Origin of the sequence: Microbacterium sp. NPDC056234 (assembly GCF_042267585.1) — a bacterium.
Classification (GTDB): Bacteria; Actinomycetota; Actinomycetes; order Actinomycetales; family Microbacteriaceae; genus Microbacterium.
In genome coordinates this window covers 77585-94069 of record NZ_JBHJTE010000005.1, presented here as the reverse complement: position 1 = coordinate 94069, position 16485 = coordinate 77585, and the positions used below count along the sequence as shown (strand labels likewise).

Sequence of the window (16485 nt, the reverse complement as noted above, 5' to 3'; positions counted from 1 at the left end):
AGCGAGCGTACGATATCCTGAGGAGTCGGCATCCCGGCGCATCCCACATCTTCTGAGGACTCCTTCATGGCGCACGCCCTCCGCTCCGACCTCCGCAACGTCGCCATCGTGGCGCACGTGGACCACGGCAAGACCACTCTGGTCGATGCCATGCTCCGTCAGACCGGCTCCTTCGGCGAGCACGCGCACGTCGATGAACGCGCCATGGACTCGAACGATCTCGAGCGTGAAAAGGGCATCACGATCCTCGCGAAGAACACCGCGATCACGTACAACGGCGCCCACACCGACGTCCCTGTCACGATCAACGTGATCGACACCCCCGGCCACGCCGACTTCGGTGGCGAGGTCGAGCGCGGCCTGTCGATGGTCGACGGCGTGGTGCTGCTCGTCGACGCGTCGGAGGGTCCGCTGCCGCAGACCCGCTTCGTGCTGCGCAAGGCCCTCGAGGCGAAGCTGCCGGTCATCCTGCTGGTGAACAAGACCGACCGTCCCGACGCGCGCATCGCCGAGGTCGAAGAAGAGGCGCACGACCTGCTGCTGGGTCTCGCATCCGACCTCGTCGACGACGTCCCGGATCTCGATGTCGACGCTCTGCTCGACGTCCCCGTCGTGTACGCCTCCGGTCGTGCCGGCGCGGCATCGCTCACGCGCCCCGCCGATGGCTCGCTGCCCGACAACGACGACCTCGAGCCGCTGTTCGAGGCGATCCTCCAGCACGTTCCGGCTCCGTCCTACGACGACGAGGCTCCGCTGCAGGCCTGGGTCACCAACCTCGACTCCAGCCCGTTCCTCGGTCGTCTCGCGCTGCTGCGCGTCTTCAACGGCACGCTGAAGAAGGGCCAGACCGTGGCCTGGGTGCGCGCGGACGGATCGACCAGCAACGCCCGCATCACCGAGCTGCTCAAGACCCGCGCACTCGAGCGCTACCCGGCCGAGGAAGCAGGGCCCGGCGACATCGTCGCCATCGCAGGCTTCGAGAACATCACCATCGGCGAGACGATCGCCGATCCGGAGGACGTGCGACCGCTGCCGGCCATCACGGTCGACGACCCCGCCATCTCGATGACCATCGGCACGAACACGTCGCCGCTCATGGGCAAGGTCAAGGGGCACAAGCTCACTGCGCGCATGGTCAAGGACCGCCTCGACAAGGAGCTCATCGGCAACGTCTCGCTCAAGGTCGTCGACATCGGACGTCCTGACGCGTGGGAGGTCCAGGGCCGAGGCGAGCTCGCGCTGGCCATCCTCGTCGAGAACATGCGCCGCGAGGGCTTCGAGCTCACCGTGGGCAAGCCCCAGGTGGTCACCAAGAAGATCGACGGCAAGACCTACGAGCCCTTCGAGCACCTCACGATCGACACGCCGGAGGAGCACCTCGGCGCCATCACCCAGCTTCTCGCGAACCGCAAGGGCCGCATGGAGAACATGACCAACCACGGCACCGGCTGGGTGCGCATGGAGTTCATCGTTCCCTCGCGCGGTCTGATCGGCTTCCGCAGCGAGTTCCTCACCACGACCCGCGGCACCGGAATCGCGAACGCGATCTCGCACGGCTACGAGCCGTGGGCCGGTCAGATCACCACGCGTCAGAACGGTTCCATCGTCGCGGACCGTCAGGGCGTCGTCACGCCGTTCGCCATGATCGCCCTGCAGGAGCGCATGTCCTTCTTCGTGCAGCCCACGCAGGAGGTCTACGAGGGCATGGTCATCGGCGAGAACTCGCGCGCCGACGACATGGACGTGAACATCACCAAGGAGAAGAAGCTCACCAACATGCGTGCAGCCAGCTCCGACACCTTCGAGTCGATGACGCCGCCGCGTCAGCTGACGCTCGAGGAGAGCCTCGAATTCGCCCGCGACGACGAATGCGTCGAGGTCACCCCCGAGGTCGTGCGCATCCGCAAGGTGATCCTCGACCAGACCATCCGTGGTCGCGAGACGTCGCGCCTGAAGCGCCAGGACGCCAACGCCTGACACGCGAGGACCACGTGTCCCGAATCGCCCCCTGCCGCTAGGTTTGACCTAGCCGCAGGGGGCGGTTCCGTGTGAGGAGGAGAGCGTGGATCCGACGCCGTTCCAGAACGTTCCACAGACCGTCTCGACGGGAGCACTGCCCGGCTGGCAGCGCGTGGATGACCTCGTGCACGAGGCCCACGACCGCTATTCGGTGGAGAACGCCGGGACTGTCGCCGATTACATCCCTGTGCTCGCCGAGGTTGACCCCGACCTGTTCGGCATAGCTGTCATCGACGTCGCCGGTGGTGTCCATGACGTGGGGGACGCACTGCACGCGTTCTCGATCCAGTCGATCTCGAAGATGTTCATCTACGCTCTCGCGATTCAGGAGCACGGCCATGCGCACGTGCGAGACATCGTCGGCGTCAACAACACCGGTCTCCCGTTCAACTCGCTGATGGCGCTCGAGCTCAATGGCGGGCATCCGATGAATCCGATGGTCAACGCGGGTGCCATCGCCACGACGGCACTGGTACCCGGCACCACGGCGTCCGAGAAATGGGACAGCATCCGCGAAGGTCTGTCGGCGTTCGCCGGGCGTCAGCTCGACCTGGACGACGAGGTGTACCGCTCGGAGTCCGACACCAACGACCGCAACCGGGCGATGGGACGTCTGCTCGTCAGCTATGGCCGTCTCCATGACGATCCGGACGACGTCGTCGACATCTACACGCGGCAGTGCGCGCTCAGCGTCACCGCGCACGATCTCGCCGTGATGGGTGCCACGCTGGCCGACGGCGGCGTCAATCCCGTCACAGGTGAACGGGTCGTATCGGCGGACGTGTGCAGGGACACGCTTGCCGTCGTCGCCTCGACGGGGCTGTACGAGCGTTCGGGAGAGTGGCTCTTCGAGATCGGCCTTCCGGCGAAGTCAGGTGTCGCCGGCGGGATTGTCGCCGTGTCTCCTGGCAAGGGCGCGGCGGCCGCGTTCTCCCCGCGGCTGGACAATGCCGGCAACTCGGTCAGAGCACAGCTCGCCATCGGCCACCTCTCCCGGTCGCTGGGACTCAATCTCTTCGCATCCGTCCCCACCGATGAGGAGTCAGCATGACCTCGCCGAATCCCGCCGATGTCGCCGTGGAGGCGAAGCGATCGTGGCTGCCGATGGTGAGTCTGTTCCTCGCCCAGGTGCTGATGTCGTTCAACGTCGCTGCGCTTCCGATCTCCCTCGGAGGGATGGTTGAAGACTTCGGCGTGCCGCCGACCGTCGTCAGTTCGACGATCGTCGTCTACGGTCTCGCGGTCGCCGCGTTGGTGATGACCGGAGCGAAACTCGGGCAGCGGATCGGTTGGGTCCTGATGTTCCGCATCGTGATCGTGCTGTTCGCTGCGTCCTCGGTGCTGATGATTTTCTCTCCGAGTGTGGAATGGGCGATCGCCGGTCAGGCGCTCGCTGGAGCATCCGCGGCGATCATCGTGCCCGCGCTCGTCGCGCTCATCGCGGAGAACTACCGAGGTGCACAGCAGGCGACCGCGATCGGCGGCCTGGGATCCGCGCGTGCGATCTCTGGAGTGAGCGCCTTCCTGATCGGTGGAACGCTGGGGACCTTGGTCGGATGGCGGCCCGTCTTCGGCATCGTGCTCGCGATCGCCGTCGCCGTCTTCGTGCTCAGTTTCACCCTGCGCGGTGACCGCGGCGACGCGTCGATACGCATCGACTTCGTCGCTTCGGCGCTCATCGGCGCGGCAATCGTTCTGCTGACGCTCGGTTTCAACAATCTCAATGCGTGGGGCGCACTCCAGGCGACGGACGCCGCACCCTTCGATCTGCTGGGGCTCTCACCGGCGCCGGTCTTCGTCGTGGTCGGGATCATGCTGGGGCAGGCCTTCTTCTGGTGGACCAGGCGCCGCATGCGCGAGGGCAAGGTGCCGCTGATCGATCTCAGCATCCTGAAGTCCTCGCGCGAGCGCGCGGCCGTCTACGCGATGTTCATCGTCGTCGCGCTCGAGGCGTGTGTGAACTTCACGGTTCCGCTTTACATCCAGATCGTGCAGGGGAGGACGCCGTTCGACACATCACTGGCGATGATGCCGTTCAATCTGACGGTGTTCATCACCGCGACGCTCGTCGTGCGCTTCTACAGGCGGTACCCGCCGCGGGCGATCGGCGTCTTCGGCTTCATCCTCACCACGTCCGCGCTGGTGTGGTTGTCGTTCGTCGTGACCAACAACTGGGAGACGCTGCCGACGATCCTCGGACTCATTGTGTTCGGAATCGGGCAAGGGGCGCTCGTCACTCTGGTGTTCAACGTCCTCGTGACGTCGGCTCCGGCCACGCTGGCGGGAGATGTCGGTTCCCTGCGCGGGACGACGCAGAATCTGGCGTCAGCGGTCGGGACCGCGGTGGCAGGCGCATTGCTCGTGTCCCTCCTGGGCATCAGTGTCGCCAGCGCTGTCGTCGAGCATCCGGAGATCCCGCCGTCGCTGGTGGAGCAGGTCAATACGGACGATCTGAACTTCATCGGCAATGACGATCTGCGCAGCGTGCTCGCCGCCACGGACGCCACTCCGGAGCAGATCGATGCGGCCGTCGAGGTCAATGAGCAGGCGCGTCTGGGAGCGCTGAAGCTCGGGTTGCTGATTCTCGCGGGGGTGAGTGCGCTGGCCATCCTCCCGGCATCCCGGTTGCCCCGCTACAAGCCGGATGAGATCCCGGACCCTTCGCCGCCGGCGGCCGGAAGATAACGAACGCATAACATACTTCCCCGGGAGCTTCGAGCCCTGATTCCCGGGGAAATGCCACGGGATGCCCAGGCGCACGATCGGTTTCGTCCAGGTCGAGCGATCAGACTCGGTATTCGTGCCCGGGAAACGGCTCCCGATGAACCGCCCCGCAGGGGTCCGGGCCGACGACGACCCGAAAGTCGAACCCTTCATGCTGCATGCCCCCACTTCCCGTGCGTCCGTGCGCGCCGCGACCATGGCCCACGCGCACGCCGACGTCACCTCCCGCCACCCGATCGTGCTCGGCATCGCGCTGGGCGCCGTGTTGAGCGTCGCGATCACGGCCGGTACGGCGTCCTCCGCCGCCGCGGCGGTGGACGCGCACTCCGACGCCCTCACCTCTCTCGCCACCGTCACCGATGCCGACCGCTACGCACCGGCCGTCGGTGCCGTCGCGATGGCAGTGCCGCTCGCCGACATCTCGGCAGATGCGCAGGTCGCGGTCGAGACAGCACAGGCCGCCGTGGCGGATGCCGCCGCGCTCACCGCCGAGGTGGCGGCGTCAGGCCTCGCGCTGGGCACCGCGACCACCGCGATCGACACCACGATCCTCGAGGCAGACATCGCTGACTTGACGGTCGCCGTCGAGGCCGACACTGCCGAGTCGGCAACCGACGCCGAGACCGCGGCAGCGGCCGAGACCACGGCCGTCATCGAGACACCGGCTCCGACAGCGCCCGCGACGGCCGCCGAGTTCGCCGCGGCCGCCGCAGAGACGCAGGAGAAGGCGCCGCTCGAGCTCGTGCTGGAGACCGCCGACGTCACTGCCGATGCCGCCGACGTGGTGGCGGCGACCGCGACGCTGCGTGAGGCGCTCACCGCCGCACAGAAGGCGGCGGCCGAGAAGAAGGCCGCCGAGGAGCGCGCCGCAGCCGCGGCGGCGGCCGCCAACACCCCCGAGGGTGCGAAGGCGACCGCCCGTGCGATGGCGGCCAGCCAGTACGGCTGGGGCGACGGGGAGTTCTCGTGCCTCGAATCGCTGTGGACCAAGGAGTCCGGCTGGAACTACAAGGCCTACAACCCCTCTGGTGCGACCGGAATCCCGCAGTCGCTTCCCGGCGACAAGATGGCCACGGCCGGCAGCGACTGGCGCACCAACGCGACAACGCAGATCGCCTGGGGGCTGGGCTACATCGACAGCGTCTACGGCTCGCCGTGCAGCGCGTGGGGGCACTCGCAGGCCACGAACTGGTACTGAGCTCAGCACTCCTGGGCGTCCGTCCGGCGGGGCCGCTCAGCGCAGCTCTGAGATGAGCACCGCGCTCGTCCCCGGAGCGGTCGCCGCGAAGATGTGCGCAACGTCTCCGGCGTAGGTCAGATAATCGCCGGGGTTCAGCAGTTCGGTGTCTGCGGTCGGGCCCACGTGGGCCTGGCCGGAGATCAGCACCACGTGCTCGACGGTGCCGGGGTGGTGGGGTTCGGAACGTCGCGGATCGCCCGGCTCCGCCTGGATCAGATAGATGTCGCGTCGTGCGCCGGGCGGGCTCGCGGCAAGGAGCGTCGCGCTGTACGCCGCTGCGGCGGAGGGCACGCCGGCGAGCTCATCCGCGCGGATGAGCGTCGGTGCGCTGGCCTGCTGATCGACGAGGGTCGCGAAGGGGATGCCGAGGGCCACGCCGAGCGCCCACAGCGTCTCCACGCTGGGATTGCCGGCCCCGGATTCGAGTTGCGAGACGGTCGCCTTGGAGAGGCCTGCTCGACGGGCGAGCTCGGAGACCGACAGCGACGCCGCCTCGCGTTCGCGGCGCAGAGTGCGGGCGATGCGCGTGCGGAGATCATCCATGCGTTCATCATGTCAAACGATCGTTCGCTTGACTATGCCGACGCAGGTGTTCATGATGATGATCATGTGTTCATCCGATCGAACGGTGTCGACGTGACGGCCGAACGCGAAGTCTGGCGGGAGGGACTCGGGGTCGCCCTCGCCACCAGCGCATACGGAATCTCGTTCGGAGCGCTCGCGGTCGCGGCCGGGCTGGATGTCTGGCAGACGAGCGTCCTGAGCCTGCTGATGTTCACGGGCGGCTCGCAGTTCGCGTTCATCGGAGTGCTGGCCTCGGGCGGCGTCTCGGCGCTGCCATCGGCGATCGCCTCCGCCGCACTGCTCGGTGTGCGCAACGTCGCCTACGGCATGCGCATGTCCCCGATCATCGGCCGTGGATTCTGGCGACGAGCCGCCGCGGCACAGTTCACGATCGACGAGTCCACAGCCGTCGCGATCTCGCAGACCGACCCGCGGCTGAGCCGCATCGGGTTCTGGGTCACCGGGATCGGGATCTTCCTCGGGTGGAACATCATGACCCTCGTCGGCGCCCTCCTCGGTGACGTGCTCGGCGACCCGAAGACCTGGGGTCTGGATGCCGCGGCGGCAGCGGCGTTCCTCGCACTGCTGTGGCCCCGCCTGAAACAGCGGCAGGCCGTGGCGGTCGGAGTGGCGGCAGCTGTCGTCGCGGCATCCGTCACGCCCTGGCTGATGCCCGGCATCCCCGTGCTGCTCGCCGCGGTCGTCGCGATCGTCGTCGGCTGGTTCAACTGGTTCGGGCAGCGTGCAGAGCAGGAGGCGCGCTCATGAGCATCTGGAGCGCGGTGCTGCTCGCCGCGTGCATCTGCGTCGCGCTGAAGGCGTTCGGATACCTGATCCCGGCGCACGTGCTGGCCGCGCCGCGACCAGCACGGATCTCCGATCTGCTCACGGTCGCGCTGCTGGCGGCGCTCGTCGCGGTGCAGACCCTGGGCGACGGACAGTCCATCGTCGTCGACGCCCGTGTGCCGGCCGTCCTCGTGGCGGCGGTGCTGCTGTGGCTGCGGCAGTCCTTCCTCGTCGTGGTGTTCGCCGCCGCCGCCGTGGCGGCGCTGCTTCGCTGGGTGGGCTGGGCTGCATGATCCCAGCGGGCGCAGAGGGCCGCGCCAGTAGACTCGCGGGGTGAACACCTGGCTCTCCCGCATCCTCTCCTGGATCGCCGCCGCCGTCGTCGGCGGCATCTACGGAATCGCCGGGACCATCGCGCACAGCCTCATGTGGGGCCCCGTGCCCGGAGGCCTGATCATCGCTGCGATCGCGTGCACGGCCCTGCTCGTCGCGATCCGCGCGCTCACCCACGACCGCGGCTCGACGCTCGCCGCCGGTCTCGGGATGCTGGCGACGGTGACGCTCATCTCGGGCGTCGGACCCGGTGGATCCGTCGTCGTCGCCGACACGATCTGGGGGCGTGTGTGGATCTATCTCGTCGCCGGGCTCGTGCTGCTGGTGGTCGCATGGCCGAGATTCGATCGCCCGCAGACGACGGCGGCGACCGCCGCGCCGTCCGCGGCGCCGGTATCCGACGTGCCGCCGCTCGTGACCGCGGTTCCCGGTGCTCGGGAGGAGCGTGCGGCCGACGGGACGTAGACTGGGCGAGTGACGTATGTGATCGCTCTGCCCTGTGTCGATGTGAAGGATCGTGCCTGCATCGACGAGTGTCCCGTGGACTGCATCTACGAGGGCGAACGGTCGCTGTACATCCACCCCGATGAGTGCGTGGACTGCGGCGCCTGCGAGCCGGTCTGCCCCGTCGAGGCGATCTACTACGAGGACGACCTCCCCGAGGAGTGGGCCGACTACTACAAGGCCAACGTCGAGTTCTTCGAGGAGATCGGCTCCCCGGGCGGCGCGGCCAAGGTCGGCGTGTACACGTTCGACCACCCCATCATCGCCGCGCTTCCCCCGCAGGGGGAGTGACGGTGTCGGTCCGCGATCTGGCCGACTACCCCTGGGACGCGGTCGTACCCTTCCGCGATCGCGCGGTGCGGCATCCCGGTGGGCTCGTCGACCTCTCCGTCGGTTCGCCCGTCGATCCGACGCCCGCCCTCATCCGAGCGGCTCTCACCGAGGCGACCGACGCGCACGCCTACCCGCAGACGATCGGGACGCCCTCTCTGCGCGAGGCGATCGTCGACTGGTACGCCCGCAGGCGCGGCGTGCCGGATCTGACAGCCGCGAACGTGCTGCCCACGATCGGTTCGAAGGAGCTCGTGGCGCTGCTGCCGACGCTTCTCGGCCTCGGCGAAGGCGACATCGTCGTGCACCCGACCGTCGCCTACCCCACCTACGAGGTGGGTGCACGCGTGGTCGGTGCGACGGCGCTGCGCGCCGACGACCCGGCCGATTGGCCCGAGGGCGCGAAGCTCATCTGGATCAACACCCCTGGCAACCCGGACGGGCGCACCTGGAACGTCGACGAACTGGCCATGGCCGTGCGTCGCGCGCGCGAGATCGGCGCGATCCTGGCGAGCGACGAGTGCTATGCGGAACTCGGCTGGGACGGACCATGGGCGCAGGAGCCGATTCCCTCCGTCCTGGATCCCCGGGTGACCGGGGGGAGCCGGGCGAACCTGCTGAGCGTGTACTCGCTGAGCAAGCAGTCCAATCTCGCCGGTTATCGTGCGGCCTTCGTCGCGGGCTGCTCACGCGTGATCGCCGACCTGCTCACCGCTCGCAAGCACCTCGGTCTCATGCCTCCGGCGCCCGTGCAGCACGCCATGGCGGTCGCACTGGGTGACGACGCGCACGTCGCTGCCCAGAAGACGCTGTACCGCGAGCGGCGCGACCTGCTCCTGCCGGCGATCACCGCGGCCGGGTTCCGGATCGACGGCTCGGAGGCCGGTCTGTACCTGTGGGCGACCGAGGGCAGGGACGCCTGGGAGTCGATGGCGCGCCTGGCCGATCTCGGCATCCTCGCGGGCCCTGGGCCGTTCTACGGTGACGACTCCGCGGAGCACATCCGACTGGCGCTCACGGCACCGACGGAGCGCGTGGCGGAGGCGGCGCGGCGTCTGCACGCCGCAGAACTGTAGATTTCGGCATCCTGTCCTGGCATCTCTTGGCGGATGTCACAGTAGGCCGGAGTGCGCACTAGGCTGTAAAGGCGATTCGGTCGAGATCTGCCCGGCGCACGACGCCGTGAATCGACGAGCAAGACCAACAGGTCGATACAGACGTAAGAGGAGGCCCGCGTGAGCGCGACGGGAGACCAGCAGGTGAAGGCGACGCTTTCGATCGACGGAACCACGGCAGAGTTCCCGGTGGTGCGCGGCACGAGCGGCAACGACAGCATCGACTTCTCGACGCTGACCCGCCAGACCGGCTACACGGGGCTCGACTACGGATTCGTGAACACGGCGTCGACCAAGTCGGCGATCACGTTCATCGACGGCGATCAGGGCATCCTGCGCTACCGCGGGTATGCGATCGAAGAGATCGCGAAGAACTGCAGCTATCTCGAGGTGGCCTGGCTGCTCATCTACGGCGAGCTGCCGACGCCCTCGGAGCTGGCCGACTTCGACGAGCGCATCCGGCGGCACACGCTGCTGCACGAGGACCTCAAGCACTTCTTCTCGGCGCTGCCGCACACGGCGCACCCGATGTCGGTGCTGTCATCCGCCGTGGCCGCCCTTTCGACCTATTACGAGGGGCAGACCGACCCGAACAACCCGGAGCACGTCGAGCTCAACATGGTCCGCATGCTGGCGAAGCTGCCGGTCATCGCGGCCTACGCGCACAAGAAGAGCGTCGGTCAGGCCTTCCTCTACCCCGACAACTCCCTGAGCTTCGTCGACAACTTCCTCAAGCTGAACTTCGGTGTGCACTCGGAGCCCTACGAGGTCAACCCGGTGATGTCGAAGGCCCTCGAACTGCTGCTGATCCTGCACGAGGACCACGAGCAGAACGCGTCGACCTCGACGGTGCGTCTGGTCGGCTCGACCGGCGCCAATCAGTTCGCATCGATCTCGGCCGGTATTCAGGCCCTCTCGGGTCCGCTGCACGGCGGCGCCAACGAGGCGGTGCTGACCATGCTCGGTCAGATCCGCGAGTCGGGTCAGAGCGTTCAGCGCTTCGTGGAGCGGGTCAAGAACAAGGAGGACGGTGTCAAGCTCATGGGCTTCGGGCACCGCGTCTACAAGAACTACGACCCTCGTGCGAAGCTCGTCAAGAACGCCGCCGATGAGGTGCTCGCGTCGCTGGGCGTCAGCGACCCGCTCCTGGACCTCGCCAAGGAGCTCGAGGAGATCGCCCTCGCGGACGATTATTTCGTCGAACGTCGCCTCTACCCGAACGTCGACTTCTACACCGGCGTGATCTACAAGGCCATGGGGTTCCCCACACGCATGTTCACGGTGCTGTTCGCCATCGGCCGCCTTCCGGGCTGGCTGGCGCAGTGGCGAGAGCTGAACCTCGACCCGCAGACGAAGATCGGCCGCCCGCAGCAGCTGTACACGGGGTCACCCGAGCGCCCGTTCCCCACACGCTGACACAGCGCTCCGGACAGCGAAAAAGCCGCTTCCCGCGTATGCGGGAAGCGGCTTTTCACATGGCCTCAGGCGCGAGGGGCGCCGGACGGACGCTGCGAGCGCCGGCGACGGCTGGGCGCCTGCTGCCCGGATGCCGGGGCGTGCGAGTGCCCGCTCTCGCTGGAGTAACGGGAGACCGAGCCCCCGCGGGGGACATCGCTGCGTGCGGAGCCGGATACGGCGCTGCGACCGCCCTGGCCGCGGCCTCCGGCACGCGAGCCGGACTGCTTCTGGCCGGTGCGCTGACCCTGTCCGCCGCGTGACTGTCCGCCCTGCGGCTTGCGCTGACCGCCGCTCTGCGCCTGCTGCTGCTGCACGGGCGCAGGCTTGACGTAGTCGGCACGATCGCCCACGAGGCCGTCGACGATGTCGTTCGTCACCGGCTCCAGCGCGGCGTCGATCTGCGCCTTGCGCAGCAGGTCCTTCACGTCGCGGCGCTGCTCGGGGAGCACGACCGTGACGACGGTTCCGGCTGCGCCGGCGCGTGCGGTGCGGCCCGAGCGGTGCAGGTACGCCTTGTGCTCGACGGGCGGGTCGACGTGCACGACGAGGTCCACGTTGTCGACGTGGACACCGCGCGCGGCGACATCGGTCGCCACGAGCACGCGGACGCCGCCGTCGGCCGGATCGGAGGAGAACGCGGCGAGGTTGCGCTCGCGGGCGTTCTGCGACAGGTTTCCGTGCAGGTCGACCGCAGGGATGCCCGCAGCGGTGAGCGCCTTGGCGAGCTTCTTCGCCTGGTGCTTGGTGCGCGTGAACAGGATGCGGCGGCCGAGACCCGATGCGAGTTCGTTGACGAGCGTCTTCTTGCGCTCGGCGTCGGCGAGCAGCACGCGGTGGGTCATCTCGCCCACCGGAACGCTGGCCTCGTCGACCTCGTGGCTGACCGGCTTCACGAGGAAGCGGCGCGCGAGCGAGTCGATGCCGCGGTCCAGCGTCGCGCTGAACAGCAGGCGCTGTCCACCGGCGGGGGTCGCGGTGAGGATGCGGGTGACGCCGGGCAGGAAGCCCAGGTCGGCCATGTGGTCCGCCTCATCGAGGACGGCGACCTCCACGGCATCCATGAAGGCGATCTTCTGCTTCATGAGGTCTTCCAGGCGGCCGGGGCAGGCGACGATGATGTCGACACCGTTGCGCAGCGCCTGCTCCTGTGGGCGCTGGCTGACGCCGCCGAAGATCGTGGCGACGGTGAGGCCGGCGGCCTTCGCCAGCGGCGCCACGGTCGCGGCGATCTGGGTCGCGAGTTCGCGGGTCGGGGCGAGCACGAGGCCGCGCGGGTGACCGGGGCGCGTGCGCTTGCCTGAGTCGGACAGGCGGGCGACCAGGGGGAGCGCGAAGGCGATCGTCTTGCCGCTGCCGGTGCGGCCGCGGCCGAGCAGGTCACGACCGGCGAGCGAGTCCGGAAGCGTGTCGCGCTGGATCGCGAACGCTTCGGTCTTGCCGTCGGCGGCCAGGACCGCAGCGAGGGGCGCCGGGACGCCGAGTTCGAGGAAAGTAGGCATAGAGATGCTCCATCGGCGCGCGAGTGTGCGCGCATAGTGGGTGTGAGGTGGGCGAGGGCGCATGATCAGCGCTTCGGTTCGCCGTTCGAAACGCCAGCCGGAAGCTGGAGCGGATCAGTTCGCTTCGGTCCTCAGAGACCCGTGACGACGACGCAGTCACCCGTAGGCAACTTCGTAAGTCTACCAGTGCGCGCATGCCATCCTGTGCATGCGTCCACGATCAGGCGTGCAGCGCCTCGTTCAGGGTCACGCCGACCCCTGCACGCTGCTTGGCCTCGATCGCGCCGGTGACGGAGTTGCGCCAGAACAGAATGCCGTCGCGGCCGCTCAGCTCGGCGGCCTTGACGGTCTTCTTGCCGCCCTCTGCCGTGTTCGGACCGTCGGCCAGCACGACCTTCGAGCCGGCGGTGACGTACAGGCCGGCCTCGACGACGCAGTCATCGCCCAGGGCGATTCCGATTCCGGCGTTCGCGCCGAGCAGCGACCGTTCGCCGATCGAGACGCGGACAGTGCCGCCGCCCGACAGCGTGCCCATGATCGACGCACCCGCGCCGATGTCGCTGTTGGCGCCGACGACGACGCCCTGAGAGATGCGGCCCTCGACCATCACCGGGCCGAGCGTGCCGGCGTTGAAGTTCACGAAGCCCTCGTGCATGACCGTCGTACCGGGGGACAGGTGGGCGCCGAGGCGCACACGGGATGCATCGGCGATGCGGACGCCGTCCGGGAGCACGTAGTCGGTGAGACGAGGGAACTTGTCGAGTCCTTGCACCTGGATGCCGTTGCGCATCAGCAGCGGGCGCAGTCGCGCGGCGTCGGCGGGCAGCATCGGACCTGCGGTGGTCCATGCGTTGTTCGGCAGGTGGCCGAAGATCCCGTCGAGGTTCAGGTCGTTCGGCTGGACGAGCAGGTGCGACAGCGCGTGAAGGCGCAGGTACGCGTCCGCGGTCGATGCCGGCGCCTCGTCGAGATCGATCTGCACCTGGACCAGTTCGGTGCGGACGTTGCGCCGCTCGTCCGTTTCGGCCAGCGCGTCCCAGGTCGCCACTGCGGCCAGGGCATCCGTGGCATCCAGCGCACCGAAGCCGACCTCCGGATACCAGGCGTCCAGGACCGTGCCGTCCGAAGCGATCGTGGACAGTCCGACACCCCATACCGTGCGCGCGTTGCTCATAGGACAACGCTACCGCGAACGACGGGACCGCCTCGTCGAGACGTGTGGATCGCCCGCGCCGTAGGCTGAGGGCATGGCACTCGATCTCACCGCGTCCTCGCTCGACATCACCCGGACGATCTGCGACATCCCCAGTGTCTCCGGGGACGAGGTGGTCCTCGCCGACGCGATCGACGAAGCGGTCAGAACGCTTGCGCACCTCGAGGTCATCCGGTTCGGCAACACCATCGTGGCTCGCACGGATCTGGGCCGCGCGCAGCGCGTCGTCATCGCCGGGCACATCGACACCGTGCCGATCAACGACAACGTGCCGACCAAGGACATCGAGATCGACGGGGTCGCGCACCTGTGGGGTCGTGGAACCGTCGACATGAAGGGCGGCGTCGGCGTGCAGCTCAAGCTCGCCGCCGAACTGACCGAGCCCGTCGCCGACATCACCTGGATGTGGTACGACAACGAGGAGGTCGCGGCGGCGCTGAACGGGCTCAACCTGCTCTCCGCCGCCAGGCCGGATCTTTTCCAGGCGGACTTCGCCATTCTCGGCGAACCGTCCAACGGCCAGGTCGAGGGCGGCTGCAACGGCACGCTCCGCGCCATCGTGCGCACCAGGGGGATGCGCGCGCACAGCGCACGCGCGTGGGTGGGGGAGAACGCCATCCACGGCGCCGCGCCGATCCTGGCGCGGTTGGCCGAGTACCGGGCCAAAGAGGTCGCCGTCGAGGGGCTCGTCTACCGCGAGAGCCTCAGCGCCGTGCGGATCACCGGTGGCGTCGCGGGGAACGTGATCCCTGATCTGTGCGAGGTGGAGGTCAATTACCGCTTCGCGCCGAGCAAGACCGCAGCGGATGCCGAGGCGCACGTGCGAGGAGTCCTCGCCGGATTCGAGGTGGAGATCACCGATGCCGCCGAGGGTGCTCGTCCCGGGCTGGACGCGCCGATCGCTCAGGAGTTCGTCGCCGCCGTCGGGGCCGAACCCCGCCCGAAGTACGGCTGGACCGATGTCGCTCGCTTCTCCGCCCTGGGCATCCCAGCCGTGAACTACGGACCAGGCGACCCGCACCTGGCTCACCACGACCAGGAGTGCGTGCCCACCGCCCAGATCGACGCCGTCGAGCGCGGCCTCCGCACGTGGCTCACCGGGGCCTGACCGGCGCGAGGCGCTGGGCTCGGACCCCGATCGCTGCGCGCATCGCGGCGATTTACATCGTTGCGCGACTTGCGACCACGGGGCTCCTCGCCCTGGCCGCCGCACTCTCCGGCCCGTCGTCGCGCTACGGCGCGGATGCCGGCATCGCCGACTTCGTCCTCGGCTGGGACGCGCAGTGGTACTGGCTGGTCGCCGTGGACGGATATCCCTCCGAGCTTCCGCTGACCGAAGCCGGGGAAGTGGCCGAGAACGCCTGGGCGTTCATGCCGATCTACGCGTACGCGGCGAGGATCGTCGGCCTCCCACTGGGATCGTGGGGTGCCGGCGCGTTCGTGATCTCGCTCGTGGCCGGCTACTTCGCCTGCATCGCGTTGTATCGCCTGCTGCACGACCGGCTCGGCTCAGCCCCGGCGCTGTGGGCGGTGGCCTTCTTCGCCTCAGGACCGCTGGCCGCCCTGTTCCAGGTCGGCTACGCCGAAGCGCTGTTCGTCATGATGCTGCTGTTCGCGCTGGATGCCGTGCAACGGCGGCGCTACGGCATCCTTTACCTGCTCATCCCGTTGATGGCCTTCACCCGGCCGGGGATCCTCGCGTTCGCGTTGTTCCTCGGATTGCACGGCATCGCCCGTTGGATGCGCCGCGCGCGCGAGCCGCTGGCCGGCCGCGAGATCGCGCACATCATCGTGCTGGGTGCGCTCGCGACCGTGACCGGGTTCGCCTGGCAGGCCATCGCGGGCGCCGTCACCGGTGACGCCGGTTCCTACCTCGCCACCGAACTGGCATGGCGGCGTGCGTGGGGAATGGGAGACGCCGGGTTCGTGCCGTTCCAGGGATGGATCGAGGCGGCGTCGTTCTGGTTCGCGCATTGGGGCATGCCGGGATGGTGGGGACTCATCGCATTGGCCGTGCTGGTGGCCGGACTCGCTGTGGCACTGCTGTTCGCGCCGTCGGTCCGCCGGCTCGGGGTCGACGTCAGGCTGTGGAGCGCGAGCTACCTGCTGTATCTGCTCGCGGTGTTCTTCCCGCAGTCCTCCACGTTCCGTCTGCTCGTGCCGCTCAGTCCGTTGTGGGGCGCGGTCGTGCCACGCGGCCGCGGCTACCGGTTCCTGGTTCTGGTGCTCTGCTTCACCGGCCAATGGGTGTGGATCTACCACGTCTACGCGCTCGGGAACGCGTTCTGGCAGATCCCGTGATCGGTTGTTCATGACGGATTCTTCCCAGCGCGGACACAGGGTCGCGGCCCTACCGATAAACTTGATGCATACCACCGAGGAAAAGGAGCCACGATGGCAGCGATGAAGCCGAGGACTGGAGACGGACCCATGGAGGCCGTCAAGGAGGGGCGCCTCATCATCGTGCGTGTTCCGCTCGAAGGTGGCGGCCGACTGGTCGTCTCCGTGAACGACGCCGAAGCGAAGGAGCTTCATGACGTGCTCGCAGCCGTCGTGAACCCCTGAGACCTCTCCCGTATCCAGCGGGACGAGAAGGGCGGGGGGGGGCCGGGGGCCCCCCCCCGCGGCGGGGCCCCGCCACGGCCGGCCGGGGCGTGTAAACCACAAGACCGGGCCGCCCGGATTGTTGTGGTTGAATAA

General features: G+C 68.3%; 16 protein-coding genes. 13 read left to right on the top strand and 3 right to left on the bottom strand.

All coding sequences use genetic code 11. The features are described from left to right. The first annotated feature begins 66 nt into the window (after positions 1–66). The 4 genes from typA (at position 67) to ACFCYE_RS14180 (ending at position 5941) form a co-directional block, all read left to right on the top strand. Entirely contained in the window at positions 67–1977 is a 1911-nt protein-coding gene (typA, locus tag ACFCYE_RS14195; RefSeq protein WP_376179698.1) for a translational GTPase TypA, read from the top strand. 85 nt (positions 1978–2062) lie between these two features. Then, the gene (glsA, locus tag ACFCYE_RS14190) at positions 2063–3070 is read left to right on the top strand and encodes a glutaminase A (protein ID WP_376179696.1); all 1008 of its coding nucleotides are present in this window, start codon (positions 2063–2065) and stop codon (positions 3068–3070) included. Next, a complete protein-coding gene (locus ACFCYE_RS14185; protein WP_376179695.1) occupies positions 3067–4704 on the top strand; it encodes an MFS transporter in 1638 nt (545 codons plus the stop codon). The genes glsA and ACFCYE_RS14185 overlap by 4 nt, the downstream gene beginning before the upstream one ends. 136 nt (positions 4705–4840) lie before the next feature. After that, positions 4841–5941 carry a phospholipase gene (locus ACFCYE_RS14180; protein WP_376179693.1) on the top strand — a complete coding sequence of 367 codons (1101 nt, stop codon included), beginning with the start codon at positions 4841–4843 and terminating at the stop codon, positions 5939–5941. Positions 5942–5977: 36 nt separating this feature from the next. Here ACFCYE_RS14180 and ACFCYE_RS14175 read toward each other — a convergent pair whose 3' ends face one another. Then, the gene (locus ACFCYE_RS14175) at positions 5978–6526 is read right to left on the bottom strand and encodes a helix-turn-helix domain-containing protein (protein WP_376179691.1); all 549 of its coding nucleotides are present in this window, start codon (positions 6524–6526) and stop codon (positions 5978–5980) included. Between the two features lie 93 nt (positions 6527–6619). Between ACFCYE_RS14175 and ACFCYE_RS14170 the strand changes: the two genes are divergently transcribed. The 6 genes from ACFCYE_RS14170 to ACFCYE_RS14145 all read left to right on the top strand — a co-directional run bounded on the left by ACFCYE_RS14170 (position 6620) and on the right by ACFCYE_RS14145 (position 11031). Beyond that, a complete protein-coding gene (locus tag ACFCYE_RS14170) occupies positions 6620–7315 on the top strand; it encodes an AzlC family ABC transporter permease (protein WP_376179690.1) in 696 nt (231 codons plus the stop codon). Beyond that, positions 7312–7626, top strand: a complete 315-nt coding sequence (locus ACFCYE_RS14165) for an AzlD domain-containing protein (protein ID WP_376179688.1) — start codon at positions 7312–7314, stop codon at positions 7624–7626. The genes ACFCYE_RS14170 and ACFCYE_RS14165 overlap by 4 nt, the downstream gene beginning before the upstream one ends. A gap of 40 nt (positions 7627–7666) precedes the next feature. Next, positions 7667–8131: a histidinol dehydrogenase gene (locus tag ACFCYE_RS14160; protein WP_376179686.1), complete on the top strand. Its 465-nt coding sequence runs from the start codon at positions 7667–7669 to the stop codon at positions 8129–8131. 9 nt (positions 8132–8140) lie between these two features. Then, positions 8141–8461: a ferredoxin gene (gene fdxA, locus ACFCYE_RS14155; RefSeq protein WP_376179684.1), complete on the top strand. Its 321-nt coding sequence runs from the start codon at positions 8141–8143 to the stop codon at positions 8459–8461. A gap of 2 nt (positions 8462–8463) precedes the next feature. Beyond that, positions 8464–9576, top strand: a complete 1113-nt coding sequence (gene dapC, locus ACFCYE_RS14150; protein ID WP_376179683.1) for a succinyldiaminopimelate transaminase — start codon at positions 8464–8466, stop codon at positions 9574–9576. Between the two features lie 159 nt (positions 9577–9735). Beyond that, positions 9736–11031 carry a citrate synthase gene (locus ACFCYE_RS14145; protein WP_376179682.1) on the top strand — a complete coding sequence of 432 codons (1296 nt, stop codon included), beginning with the start codon at positions 9736–9738 and terminating at the stop codon, positions 11029–11031. 65 nt (positions 11032–11096) lie between these two features. Here the strand turns inward: ACFCYE_RS14145 and ACFCYE_RS14140 are convergent, their stop codons facing one another. Then, positions 11097–12572: a DEAD/DEAH box helicase gene (locus ACFCYE_RS14140; protein WP_376179680.1), complete on the bottom strand. Its 1476-nt coding sequence runs from the start codon at positions 12570–12572 to the stop codon at positions 11097–11099. Positions 12573–12792: 220 nt separating this feature from the next. Continuing rightward, positions 12793–13746: a 2,3,4,5-tetrahydropyridine-2,6-dicarboxylate N-succinyltransferase gene (dapD, locus tag ACFCYE_RS14135; RefSeq protein WP_376179679.1), complete on the bottom strand. Its 954-nt coding sequence runs from the start codon at positions 13744–13746 to the stop codon at positions 12793–12795. Positions 13747–13819: 73 nt separating this feature from the next. Between dapD and dapE the strand changes: the two genes are divergently transcribed. The 3 genes from dapE (at position 13820) to ACFCYE_RS14120 (ending at position 16350) form a co-directional block, all read left to right on the top strand. Next, positions 13820–14893: a succinyl-diaminopimelate desuccinylase gene (gene dapE, locus ACFCYE_RS14130; protein ID WP_376179677.1), complete on the top strand. Its 1074-nt coding sequence runs from the start codon at positions 13820–13822 to the stop codon at positions 14891–14893. Continuing rightward, positions 14875–16086, top strand: coding sequence for a hypothetical protein (locus tag ACFCYE_RS14125; protein ID WP_376179676.1), 1212 nt, complete (start codon positions 14875–14877; stop codon positions 16084–16086). The genes dapE and ACFCYE_RS14125 overlap by 19 nt, the downstream gene beginning before the upstream one ends. A gap of 93 nt (positions 16087–16179) precedes the next feature. Further along, positions 16180–16350, top strand: a complete 171-nt coding sequence (locus ACFCYE_RS14120; RefSeq protein ID WP_264157317.1) for a DUF3117 domain-containing protein — start codon at positions 16180–16182, stop codon at positions 16348–16350. Positions 16351–16485 lie beyond the last annotated feature (135 nt).

Coding starts and splice junctions, on each gene's coding strand:
- ACFCYE_RS14180 (WP_376179693.1), top strand. CDS start 4,841: ATGAACCGCCCCGCAGGGGTCCGGGCCGACGACGACCCGAAAGTCGAA.
- ACFCYE_RS14165 (WP_376179688.1), top strand. CDS start 7,312: ATGAGCATCTGGAGCGCGGTGCTGCTCGCCGCGTGCATCTGCGTCGCG.
- dapD (WP_376179679.1), bottom strand. CDS start 13,746: ATGAGCAACGCGCGCACGGTATGGGGTGTCGGACTGTCCACGATCGCT.
- typA (WP_376179698.1), top strand. CDS start 67: ATGGCGCACGCCCTCCGCTCCGACCTCCGCAACGTCGCCATCGTGGCG.
- dapE (WP_376179677.1), top strand. CDS start 13,820: ATGGCACTCGATCTCACCGCGTCCTCGCTCGACATCACCCGGACGATC.
- ACFCYE_RS14120 (WP_264157317.1), top strand. CDS start 16,180: ATGGCAGCGATGAAGCCGAGGACTGGAGACGGACCCATGGAGGCCGTC.
- ACFCYE_RS14140 (WP_376179680.1), bottom strand. CDS start 12,572: ATGCCTACTTTCCTCGAACTCGGCGTCCCGGCGCCCCTCGCTGCGGTC.
- ACFCYE_RS14185 (WP_376179695.1), top strand. CDS start 3,067: ATGACCTCGCCGAATCCCGCCGATGTCGCCGTGGAGGCGAAGCGATCG.
- ACFCYE_RS14175 (WP_376179691.1), bottom strand. CDS start 6,526: ATGGATGATCTCCGCACGCGCATCGCCCGCACTCTGCGCCGCGAACGC.